The sequence below is a fragment of the Streptomyces sp. NPDC017991 genome, assembly GCF_044328075.1.
Taxonomy (GTDB): Bacteria; Actinomycetota; Actinomycetes; order Streptomycetales; family Streptomycetaceae; genus Streptomyces.
The window spans coordinates 593850-603983 of record NZ_JBIRGP010000001.1 but is presented as its reverse complement, the minus strand read 5'-3'; the positions used below and the strand labels follow the sequence as shown (position 1 = coordinate 603983).

The 10134-nt window shown below is 70.3% G+C and carries 9 protein-coding genes; 3 read left to right on the top strand and 6 right to left on the bottom strand.

The features are described 5' to 3' along the window. Window positions 1-130: 130 nt before the first annotated feature. The 5 genes from ACH4DZ_RS02575 to ACH4DZ_RS02555 all read right to left on the bottom strand — a co-directional run bounded on the left by ACH4DZ_RS02575 (window position 131) and on the right by ACH4DZ_RS02555 (window position 6277). Window positions 131-1327 (bottom strand): exo-alpha-sialidase, encoded by a 1197-nt coding sequence (locus ACH4DZ_RS02575; protein ID WP_398285052.1) that lies wholly within the window; start codon window positions 1325-1327, stop codon window positions 131-133. Between the two features lie 102 nt (window positions 1328-1429). Next, window positions 1430-2947, bottom strand: coding sequence for an alpha-N-arabinofuranosidase (locus tag ACH4DZ_RS02570; protein WP_398285051.1), 1518 nt, complete (start codon window positions 2945-2947; stop codon window positions 1430-1432). Window positions 2948-2998: 51 nt separating this feature from the next. After that, window positions 2999-3886 (bottom strand): carbohydrate ABC transporter permease, encoded by an 888-nt coding sequence (locus ACH4DZ_RS02565; RefSeq protein ID WP_398285050.1) that lies wholly within the window; start codon window positions 3884-3886, stop codon window positions 2999-3001. Between the two features lie 2 nt (window positions 3887-3888). Next, entirely contained in the window at window positions 3889-4797 is a 909-nt protein-coding gene (locus tag ACH4DZ_RS02560; RefSeq protein ID WP_398285048.1) for a carbohydrate ABC transporter permease, read from the bottom strand. Window positions 4798-4909: 112 nt separating this feature from the next. After that, the gene (locus tag ACH4DZ_RS02555) at window positions 4910-6277 is read right to left on the bottom strand and encodes an extracellular solute-binding protein (RefSeq protein ID WP_398285047.1); all 1368 of its coding nucleotides are present in this window, start codon (window positions 6275-6277) and stop codon (window positions 4910-4912) included. 365 nt (window positions 6278-6642) lie between these two features. Between ACH4DZ_RS02555 and ACH4DZ_RS02550 the strand changes: the two genes are divergently transcribed. The 3 genes from ACH4DZ_RS02550 to ACH4DZ_RS02540 all read left to right on the top strand — a co-directional run bounded on the left by ACH4DZ_RS02550 (window position 6643) and on the right by ACH4DZ_RS02540 (window position 9198). Further along, complete coding sequence (locus ACH4DZ_RS02550) at window positions 6643-7665, top strand: LacI family DNA-binding transcriptional regulator (RefSeq protein ID WP_398285046.1); 1023 nt, start codon at window positions 6643-6645, stop codon at window positions 7663-7665. A 130-nt stretch (window positions 7666-7795) separates the two neighbouring features. Continuing rightward, the gene (locus ACH4DZ_RS02545; RefSeq protein WP_398285045.1) at window positions 7796-8539 is read left to right on the top strand and encodes an HAD family hydrolase; all 744 of its coding nucleotides are present in this window, start codon (window positions 7796-7798) and stop codon (window positions 8537-8539) included. After that, window positions 8536-9198, top strand: coding sequence for a hypothetical protein (locus ACH4DZ_RS02540; protein WP_398285044.1), 663 nt, complete (start codon window positions 8536-8538; stop codon window positions 9196-9198). The genes ACH4DZ_RS02545 and ACH4DZ_RS02540 overlap by 4 nt, the downstream gene beginning before the upstream one ends. Here ACH4DZ_RS02540 and ACH4DZ_RS02535 read toward each other — a convergent pair. After that, window positions 9195-10064, bottom strand: coding sequence for a class I SAM-dependent methyltransferase (locus ACH4DZ_RS02535; protein WP_398285043.1), 870 nt, complete (start codon window positions 10062-10064; stop codon window positions 9195-9197). The two genes, ACH4DZ_RS02540 and ACH4DZ_RS02535, sit on opposite strands and share 4 nt — an antisense overlap. Window positions 10065-10134 lie beyond the last annotated feature (70 nt).

Here is a 10134-nt window from a genome sequence, read left to right as displayed (position 1 = left end):
TCCGCCGGGGGGCCCGGGGGGGGGGGGGGGGGGGGGGGGGGGGCGGGGGGCCCCGGGCGCCCCCCCCACACGGGGGGCCCCCCCCCGCGCTGGGGGGGCCCCCCCCCCACAGGTCATGCCGGGGAAATGCTCAGGAGGACGGTACGGACTTGGTGGCGAAGTACGGTTTGCATATGCCACCGTCCCAGTCGGTGGCGATCTCCAGTAGGCTGTTGCCGTCCGCCGACGGCAGCAGGGCCGAGCTGTAGTTGGGGCAGTAGTCGACGACCGTCGACGAGACGGTGACGGGGGCCGGGATCTCCCGCCAAGTGCCGCTGCCGTCGGCGCTGTTGACCCAGACCGTCCTGTTGTTCCCGGCGGCCACCGTGCCGTCCTTGTTGTACAGGACCTGGCCGATCAGGAAGAGCCGGCCCAGCGGATTGCCGGCCTCGGGTGACCAGGCCACGGTCGGGGCGTGCTTGAAGTACTTGCCGTCGCCCGTCTCGGGCCGGTACCCGAGGACGGGCCCGCTCGACCAGTCCCAGCCGTCGGGCGAGGTCCGGTAGTGCACGACGCACTGGTACTGGCCGGCGGCGGCGCAGATCTCGTACGACATGAAGTAGGTGCCGTTGCCGAGCCTGCGGACGACCGCCATGCCGGGCCGGTCCGAGACCAGGGAACTGACGACGGTGGCGCGGTGCCCGGTCCAGGCCGTGCCGTTCGAGGTGCGCGCGGCCATCAGCTTCTGACTGTGGGCCGAGTCGGTCTCGTCCGAGTAGTGGGCGACCAGCTGCCCGGAGGCGTCGACGGAGAACTCGGGTTCCCACAGGCCGCCGGTGCCGCCCGCGGTCGCGATGGTGGACAGGTAACTCCAGGTGCGTCCCACGTCGTTGCTCTTGAAGACGCGCAGCGCCATGCGCCGGTTCGTCTCGTCCTGGCCGACCGAGGCGGCCCAGAGCAGGGTGCCGGCGGGCAGGCCGCCGATCGCCCGCGGGAGTTCGAAGAGCGTGGAGCAGCAGAGGCCCTGTCCGCCCGCCGCCTCCGGGTCACCGACCGCGCCGACCTGGCGGAAGGACGCGCCGGAGTCGGTGCTCTCGTAGATGGTCCCGAGGCCGTTGTTCCCGGAGAACGTGACCACCGACGACAGGACGCGGCCGTTGGCGCTCCCGTTGTGCGCGAGCCGGATCGCCCTGGGGTACAGGCCGGTGTCGTTGCGCAGTACGGTGCCGGTCGCCGCGCCGGCCGTGCCGGTCTGCGCGGTGAGCAGCGCCGCCAGGAGCGCGACCAGCGCGGAGACGAGGGCGGCCAGGCGGAGTGGGGGTATGGGGGTACGTGGTCGTGCCGACATCAGATGCTCCCGATGGGGTGGGGGTCGGATCTGTTCGGTCGGTGACGCCGGGGTGACGTCACACAGCAGGGGGCGAGGCAGCAGGGGGGCAGGCTGCGGGGATCAGGCAGCAGGCGTCAGGCGGATGACGTGCCAGGACACCGGCGCCAGTTCCGCCTCCAGCGCGCCGTCGGCGGTCACCTGTGCCCCGCCCCCGGTGCGCGGAACCACCCGGTCCGGCTCGGCCTGGGTGTTGACGGCGTCCGGGTCCTGGTCGGCCAGGACCAGGTGTTCCAGCACCCGGTAGCCGGACAGCGCGCCGCGCAGCTCGGCCCGCAGGTTCAGTGACTGCTCCTGGCCGCGGTTGACGGCGAGGACGGTGACCGCGCCGCTCTCCTCGTCGTACGTCACCACCGTGTCGAGCGCCGACACGTCACCGTGCCGCTCGGTGTCGATACGGGACCCGGTCACCTCGGTGCGCAGGACCTTGCCCGTCGCGAACCGGGCCGCCTGGGCGAACGGGTGGAAGATGGTCTGCCGCCAGCTCGGGCCGCCCGGTTCGCTGCGGATCGGGGCGATGACGTTGACCAGCTGGGCGAGGCACGCGATGGCCACCCGGTCGGCGTTGCGCAGAAGGGTGATGAGCAGGGAGCCGACGACGACGGCGTCGGTCACGCTGTAGGTGTCCTCGATCAGCCGGGGTGTCTCGGCGGTCTCCAGATTGCGCTCGCCGACGAAGCGGGCGGCGTACCAGACGTTCCACTCGTCGAACGAGAGCCTGATGTGCTTCTTGGCGCCGCGCGCGGCCCGTACGTGGTCCGCGGTGGCGACCACGTCGCGGATGTACTGGTCCATGTGCGCCCCGGAGGCCAGGAAGCTGGCGCGGTCGCCGTCGAACTCCTCGTAGTAGGCGTGCAGGGAGAGGTAGTCGACCTCGTCGTACGTCTGCTCCAGCACCTCGCGCTCCCAGGTGCCGAAGGTCGGCATGGCCGCGTTCGAGCTGCCGCAGGCGACCAGCTCGATGGACGGGTCGACCTGGCGCATCGCCTTGCCGGTCTCGGCCGCGAGCCGTCCGTACTCGGTGGCCGTCTTGTGGCCGGTCTGCCAGGGGCCGTCCATCTCGTTGCCCAGGCACCACAGCTTGACGTCGTGCGGCGCGGAGTAGCCGTGCTTGATCCGCAGATCCGACCAGGCGGTGCCGCCGGGCTGGTTGCAGTACTCCACCAGGGCGCGGGCCGCGTCGATACCGCGGGTGCCGAGGTTGACCGCCATCATCGGGTCGAGGCCCTGCTCCCTGGCCCAGGTGAGGAACTCGTTGGTGCCCACCTGGTTGGTCTCGATGGAGCGCCAGGCCAGGTCGAGGCGGCGGGGCCGCTCGGAGGCCGGGCCGACGCCGTCCTCCCAGTGGTAGCCGGAGACGAAGTTGCCCCCGGGGTAGCGGACCAGGCCCGTCCCCAGCTCCCGTACCAGGTCGGCGACGTCCGTCCGGAAGCCGGCGGCGTCCGCCGAGGGGTGCTCGGGCTCGTGGATGCCGGTGTAGACACAGCGTCCCATGTGCTCGACGAACGTTCCGTACAGGCGCGGGTCCACCTCCCCGACGGTGAACTCGGGGTCGACGGTGAACCGTGCGGTGTGCGGCATGCTGGAGCCTTTCTCAGGAAGGAAAACGGTGGAACTGCCCTGCGGGCGGGGTTACTTGAGGCCGGTTCCGGCGATGCCCTCGACGATGCGGCGCTGGAACAGCGCGAACACGGCGAGGAGCGGGATGGCGCCGAGCACGGCGGAGGCCATCAACTGGGCGTAGGGGACGCCGAAGACGTCCTGGACGGAGGTCAGTCCGACGGGGAGGGTCATCATCTCCGGGTCGGTGACGACCAGCAGGGGCCACAGGAAGTTGTTCCACACCCCGACGAACACGAAGATCGTGACCGCGGAGATCACCGGCCGCGAGATGGGCATGACGATCTGCCGGTACGTACGCAGCCAGGACGCGCCGTCCGCGCGTGCCGCGTCGATGAGTTCCCTGGGGATGCCGTCGAAGAACTGCTTGAAGACGAACACGGCGACGACATTGGGTACTTGAGGGAGTACGACTCCCCAGTAGGTGTTGAGCAGACCCGCCTCCTGGAGCGCCAGGAACTGCGGGATCATCAGGACCTGACCCGGGATCATGATTCCGGCGAGGAGCATCACGAACGCGGCGCGGCGCGCCCGGAAACGCGTCTGCGAGAGCGCGAAGGCCGCGAGCGACCCGGCCACCACCGTGAGCACGGTCGTCAGGATCGAGGTGATGAAGCTGTTCGCGTACCAGTAGGGCAGCTTCCCCGCGTCGAAGATGTCCCCGTACGCCGCGAGGGTGGGGTGAGCGGTGAACCAGCTGGTGGGGTCGGTGATGACCTCCTGCGCGGGCCGGATCGAGGTGGCCAGCGCCCAGGCCAGCGGCACCAGCCACAGCAGCGAGAAGGCGATGAGGACTCCCAGGGCGACCCGGTTGAACAGGCGCTCGGCGTCGTACTTCCGACGCGGCTCGGCCACGGGGGTCTGCTGCTCGGTCACGGGCGGTGTGGCGGTGGCGGTCATGATCAGCGCTCCTTCTCGGCGCGGCGGACGAGGGCGAACCAGACAAGCGAGACCAGCAGGATCACCACGAAGAGCAGCAGCGAGACGGTCGACGCGTAGCCGACGCGGCCCTCGACGAACCCGGTGTCGTAGATGAGCTGGAGCGAGGGCCGGGTGCTTCCGTCGGGGCCGCCGTTGGTCAGCATGTAGATCTGGTCGAAGACCTTCAGGGAGGCGACCACCTGGAGGACCGTGACGAGGGTCGTGGTGCGGCCGAGCATCGGCACGACCACATGGCGGATGCGCTGCCAGGGTCCCGCCCCGTCGATGGCCGCGGCCTCGTGCACGGACCGCGGGATGTCCTGCAGACCGGCGAGATACAGGACGAAGTTGAAGCCGAGCGTCCACCACACGGTGGCGGCGGCGATGGAGATCATCGCCCAGTCCGGGTCGCCCAGCCAGGACGGGGGGGTGTCCACGCCGACCCACGTCGCGGCCTGCTGGGCGAGGCCCACCTGGTCGGCGTAGATGAACGTGAACATGAGCGCGACGACCGCCGAGGGCAGTACGAACGGTGCGAAGAAGGCGAAGCGGAAGAACCAGCGCCCGCGGACGAAGCGGTCGGCGAGGATCGCCAGCACCAGACTGAGCAGCACCAGGGGGACGGTGGTCAGCACGGTGAACCACAGCGTGTTCTTGAGCGTGCGCCAGAACTCGCTGTCGCCCAGTACGGCCGAGTAGTTGGAGAGACCGGCGAAGTCGCCGAGGCCCGACCTGAGCAGGCTGGTGTCGAAGAAGCCGGCCACGACGGTGTAGATCAGCGGCCCCACCAGGAACAGCAGATAGAACAGGGAGAAGGGCAACAGCATCCCCGGACCGGCCCAGCGGTCACCTCTGCCTCGGGCCTTGGTCGGTGCGGTTGTCGTGGCCATGGGACGGCCCTTTCAGTCAGGACATACGGGATCTCACGACGTGCGGGGGCCCCGTGGGGGCCGTGGTGGAGACGGTGGGCGAGCAGCTGGAGCGCGGTGGGTGCGCGAGGGGCTACACGGGCGAGGGCCGGCCGGCCAGCTCGCGCAGTTCGCGCTTCATCCGGGCGGCTCCGGCCGTCGGGCTGGTGGCTCCGGTGAACACGGAGGTCACGGCGTCGCCGATGACGATCTGCAGGCTGCTGCCCGCGCCCCCGTACCAGGCGGCCGGGTCGTAGGCGGCTCCGTCGGCGGCGGCGGCGTAGTGCGACTGCGGTTCGAGGGCTTTGTAGGACGCCGACCGCTGGGTCGGCAGCCAGGCGGGGATGTGTCCGCCCTCCGCCCACAGCTTGCTGGAGCCCAGCAGGGAGGCGACGAAACCCAGGGAGAGGTCCAGGCGTTGGGCCGAGTCGGAGGGCGCCTTGGGCAGGACGAGGGAGTGCGAGTCGGCGGCGCAGGCGTAGGGCGCGTCGTCGAAGATCCGAGGCAGGGGCCGCATGTCGAACTTCACCTTGGAACCCTGGACCGTGAGCACCTGCCAGACGCCGTCCATCAGGAAGCCGGCCTTGCCGGTGGTGAGCATCGTGATGGCACCCGGGCTGTCGGTGGTCGTGGGCACGACCTTCTCCTGGGTGAGGCGGCGGATGTAGGCGAGCGCCTCGGCCGCCGCCTCCGTGTCGATGACGACCTTCTTGCCCTGGTCGGCGACGAGGTCGCCGCCGCTGATCTGCCGGTAGAACGACCAGAAGAGCCGGAACTGTGTCGAGGCGTCCTTCACCGAGGCGATCGAACCGCCCCACTGCCCGGTCACTTCCTTCGCCGCGCGCAGGGCGTCGATGAACGCGTCGGGCCCGTCCACGTCCGTCAACTTCCCCTGCCCGTCGAGCAGTCCGGCCTTCTCGGCGATGTCGGTACGGAAGTAGAGCACGAAGGGGTGCGTGTCGAGCGGGATCGCGTACAGCTTGCCGTCCAGCTGCGACTTCTTCCACGGCCGCGGGTCGAACTTGTCCTCGGTCAGCCCGTGCCGGGCCAGATCGGCTGGCTGGATCTCGGCGAGCAGACCCGCCTCGGCGAGCGTCGGCACCTTCGACAGATGGCTGATGGCGACCTGCGGCGGCCGGTCGCCGAGCGTGGCGAGGGTGAGCTTGGTGTAGTACGGGTTGCCCCAGACGAAGGTCGCCGACTTCAGGTCCGTCGACCGGTGCCCGGCGCGGTAGGCGGCCTGCATCGCGAGCAGCCGCTCACCGTCACCGCCGGTGAAGGGATTCCAGAAGTTCAGCCGTGACGGGGTGGGCGACCCGCCGGTGAACCCCTGCGCGAGGGTGCTGTCACAGCCGCCGAGCGCGGCGGCCGAGGCCGCGACGGCACCGAGCGACAGCGTGCCGCGCAGCAGTCGGCGCCGGGACGGAGCGGGCGGGGAGGTGTGCGGCGTGCGGTCCCGCATGGGCATGCGTCCTTCCACGGCGGAAAACTCAAGGAGTACAACGTTGGAATGGGAGATCGAACCGATCCGCTCGGGCACTGGGTCGAGGCGGTTACAACGTTGTATCCCCGGGGAAATGTGGCGTCAACACTTCTGCGCGAACTTCCTGTTCGACGAGCCGTCGAGGCGATACCGGTTCATATCACCCAACTGGTGGGCGAAGCCATTACAACGTTGGAACATGGCTTACCCTGAGCAGCACACCGGACCGACAGCGGACCGACTCCGGCCCGACACGCCTGACGAAGCAACGCGGAGGGCGGCCGTCGGACGTCGGCTGTCGGCTGTCGGCCGGAAGGAAGCCGGGGGAGGGAGGGGCGACCACCATGGCAGGTGCACGCCTCAAGGACGTCGCCGAGCGCGCGGGCGTATCGATCAAGACCGTCTCGAACGTCGTCCGGGGCGAGGTCCGGGTCGCGGAACAGACCCGGGAACGGGTGCTGCGCGCCATAGCCGAACTCGACTACCAGCCCAACGCCTCCGCACGCCATCTGCGCACGGGCCGCAGCGGCATCATCGCGCTGGCCGTGCCCGAACTGGTCGCCCCGTACTTCGCGGAGCTCGCCGCCGAGGTCATCGCGGCGGCCAAGAAGCGCGGCTGCACGGTTCTCATCGAGGACACCGGGGGAGACCCCGCCGAGGAACTGCGCATCGCCTGCGGACTCAGCGACCCGCTCATCGACGGAGTGCTGCTCAGCCCGCTCTGTCTCGACGAGACGATGCTCGCCAACCGCGAGCGCCGCGTGCCCCTCGTCCTGCTGGGTGAGCAGTCGTACAAGATTCCGGCCGATCACGTACTGATCGACAACTCGGCGGCGGCGCGCGAGGCGACCGAGCACCTGCTCCAGCTCGGGCGGCGGCGCATCGGAGTCATCGGCCAGCCCTCGGACCGGGCCCATGCCACGACCGTGCAGCGCATGCACGGCTTCCTGACCGCGCTGCACGCCGCCGGTGTGCCGCACGACCCCCGACTCGTCCCGGACACCGGCGAGTTCACCCGCGCCGACGGGGCCGCGGCCATGCGCGTTCTGCTCGCCCTGGACGAGCCCCCGGACGCCGTCTTCTGCTTCAGCGACCTGCTCGCCTCCGGCGCGGTGCGCACGGCGCACGAACACGGCCTGCGGGTGCCGCGGGACCTGGCGGTCGTGGGATTCGACGACATCCAGGAGACCCGTTACAGCGTCCCGTCGCTGACCACCGTCTCACCGGACAAGCGCGAGATCGCCGAACTGGCCGTGGACGCCGTGCTGCACAGGATCACCACCGACGCGGAGGCCCCGCACACGCGACTCATCGCGGGGTACGAACTGGTCGTACGGGAGAGCACGCGGACGGCGGAAGCGGAGTAACGGGCGCGTCCCGGCCCCTCGACGGGCCCGGTCAGCCGGCCGGGGCGCGGTGTGCCGGCATGCTAGCGTCGCGATTCCCGGCCCGCTGCGACCTGGCGGACCGCTGTGACGGAGCGAAGGGGACCCGCAGGTGAACGCGCATTCCGGTGCCGCAGAAGCCGACAGCCCGTCGGTGATCCTCTTCGACCTCGGCAACGTCCTCTTCAGCGACCCGTGGGAGTCCTTGCTGCTGACCCCGGGCGCGGGGCTCGGGGACCGTCTGGGGCTCGACCGGTCCGCCGTACTGGAGGCGGGCCGACGCTGTTGGCGCACGTTCAGCGTGCGCGAGGCCGAAGAGGCGGAGTACTGGCACGAACTCTCCCGGCAGCTGGGCTGTGACATCTCCGCACAGCTGGTCAAGGAGCTGGAGGAGGAGCTGCTGGTGGCGAACCCCGCCGCCGGAGCGCTGCTCGCCGCGGCGTCCGCCGACGGAGTCCGACCGGTGGGCATCGCCTCCAACAACACGTCCTTCTGGTACGCGAAGCAGGCGGAACGGTTGCTCCTGGACCGGTGGATCGACCCGGGCCTGGTCTTCCTCTCCTGCGGGCTCGGCGTCTCCAAGAGCACCCCCGGGCGCGGCCTCCTGGAGATCGCCGCGGAGCATGTCCGCCCGTCCTCCACGTTGTTCGTGGAGGACCGCGAGGCCAACCTGGCGCGTGCCCGGGGGCTGGGTTTCCGCACCGTGAAGTACGGCTTCGAGGACGAGTCCGGCGACGAATCCAGCGACCAGTCAGGTCACGAATCCGGGCACGAGTCAGGTCACGAATCCGGTCACGAGTCCGGTGGCATGTCCGGTGTGTCGGCCGTGGAGTTGCTGGACACAATCACAGGGTGACCGATCCAGCACCGCCAACTCCCGCTCCACGCACGGCGATTCCCGTCGTACGGCCCACGTCCGCCGGTCCGGAACCCGCGGATCCCGCCGCTCTGACGGCGCTGCTCGCGGAGTACAACTCGCTGCGTACGGAGAGCCTGCAGGCGATCAGCAACCGCATCCAGATCATGAACTTCGCGTTCACCTCCCTCGCGGTCGTCACCGCCGCCGTGATCACCTCCGATCTGCCCAGGGGGGTGCTGATCCCGGCCTGTCTGCTCTTCGTCCCCGGCGCCGCGAAGGCGAGCCTGCTGATCTGGCTGGGGGAGTACCACCGCTCCCAGCGGGCCGGCCAGGGCGTCGCGGCGGTCGAGCGCCGCATCAACAGCCTGCTGGGCACCGGAGATGTCCTCAGCTGGGAATCCCGGCTCATCTCCTCCGGCACGCACATGGGTTACCCGTACATCGCCACCGCGATGTTCATCCTCAGCACAGGTGTGCTCGCCCAGAGCCTCGGCGGCTACTTCCTGGTCGGACGGCTGGGGCCCACCCCGACCCTTTGGGACGATCTCGCCGTCGTGGGGGGCGTGCTCCTCTACGCCGTGCTGTGCGAGACGCTCTTCCTGCGGTTCTTCGTTCGCCGCTGGCGGGCGATCCGCAGCGCCACCCACAGCGGTTAGGGCCGTCCTACGGCCGCGGGGACCGTGCGCCAGACGAAGGTCTCGGTGCCCGGTTGACGTACGGAGAAGAGGCCTGCCGGGGAGGCCGCCCGCAGCAGCCGGCGTACGTCCTCCTCGAAGTCGTCCCGGCGTGCGCCGAACAAGTGCGGGGCGGAGAACGACATCGAGAAGACGCCCGCGACGACGTCGTCACTCGTGCGCTCCAGCGCCTGTCCCCCGGGGACGACATGCCGCTGGGGGCCGGTGAACCCCGCCCGCGCGAACACCGCCGCCTCACCGCCGGGAGTCCCGTGCGGGAGCACGCCCCGGCCGGCCCGGCGGACCGGCCCGAGATGATCGCTCACCAGCTCTTCCAGGGCCGCGTACGGCACCGCCGGATGCGGAAGGCCGTCGACGGTCGGGGTCTCCGTCTTCAGGTCGGAGATGTGCACCAGTGCTCCGCCCGGCCGGAGCATGTCCCGGACGGTGGCCGCCACCAGGTCCCGGTCCATCCAGTGGAAGGACTGGGCGAAGGCCGCGACGGTGAACGTCCCGAGGCCGGCGGGCAGTTCCTCGGCCCGGGCCCGCACCCACCGCGTCTTCCCGCTCACCCCGCGCTCGGCTGCCTCACGCGTCGCCTCGGCGATCATTCCGCTGTCCGGGTCCACGCCGACGACCTCACCGAACAGATCCACCAGGCTCAGGGCGACGGTGCCGGGCCCGCATCCCACGTCGATGAGGCGTCCTCGCCCGTCGAGCTCCAGGATCTCGGCGAGGGCGTCCGCCAGCCCGGGGGCGTACGGGAGCCTCCCGCGCCGGTAGTAGGCAGCCGTACCGAGGAACAGGGTGTCGTCCCACTCCCACTCCCCCTCCGGGTCGGAAGCCATGTCTGCCCTTGCCTCTCACGGGGATCACGTCACGCCAGGTCTGCCCTGTCCGACAGGCGGGTCGATGATT

Coding starts and splice junctions, on each gene's coding strand:
- ACH4DZ_RS02570 (WP_398285051.1), bottom strand. CDS start 2,947: ATGCCGCACACCGCACGGTTCACCGTCGACCCCGAGTTCACCGTCGGG.
- ACH4DZ_RS02565 (WP_398285050.1), bottom strand. CDS start 3,886: ATGACCGCCACCGCCACACCGCCCGTGACCGAGCAGCAGACCCCCGTG.
- ACH4DZ_RS02575 (WP_398285052.1), bottom strand. CDS start 1,327: ATGTCGGCACGACCACGTACCCCCATACCCCCACTCCGCCTGGCCGCC.
- ACH4DZ_RS02555 (WP_398285047.1), bottom strand. CDS start 6,277: ATGCGGGACCGCACGCCGCACACCTCCCCGCCCGCTCCGTCCCGGCGC.
- ACH4DZ_RS02550 (WP_398285046.1), top strand. CDS start 6,643: ATGGCAGGTGCACGCCTCAAGGACGTCGCCGAGCGCGCGGGCGTATCG.
- ACH4DZ_RS02560 (WP_398285048.1), bottom strand. CDS start 4,797: ATGGCCACGACAACCGCACCGACCAAGGCCCGAGGCAGAGGTGACCGC.
- ACH4DZ_RS02535 (WP_398285043.1), bottom strand. CDS start 10,064: ATGGCTTCCGACCCGGAGGGGGAGTGGGAGTGGGACGACACCCTGTTC.